This window comes from Xanthomonas codiaei (genome assembly GCF_002939785.1).
GTDB lineage: Bacteria > Pseudomonadota > Gammaproteobacteria > Xanthomonadales > Xanthomonadaceae > Xanthomonas > Xanthomonas codiaei.
Genome location: NZ_MDEC01000096.1, coordinates 1 through 313, shown reverse-complemented (window position 1 = coordinate 313; position 313 = coordinate 1). Strand labels below are relative to the sequence as shown.

At 62.3% G+C, this 313-nt stretch carries 1 pseudogene; it reads right to left on the bottom strand.

The features are described 5' to 3' along the window. Window positions 1-299: pseudogene (locus XcodCFBP4690_RS22195) on the bottom strand (transposase); the annotation flags it as partial. Window positions 300-313: the final 14 nt, after the last annotated feature.

Below are 313 nucleotides of genomic sequence, written 5' to 3'. Positions count from 1 at the left end.
GGCTTGCATGAAGGCGTACTTTGCCTTTACCCCTTGGCAAAGTACGCGGCGGCCTTTTTTAGGATGTCGCGCTCCTCGGTGACGCGGCGCAACTCGGCCTTCAGGCGCCGAACCTCGGCGCTCTGGTCTACCTCGGCGCGCTGTACCACGCCGGGCTTGCCGAACTTGCGCAGCCAGGCGTACAGGCTGTGCGTGGTGACACCCAGCCGCTCGGCGACGTCTGCCACCTTGAACCCACGATCAGTCACTTGCCGGACCGCCTCGATCTTGAACTCATCCGTATACCGCTTGCTGCTCATAGACACCTCCGAAT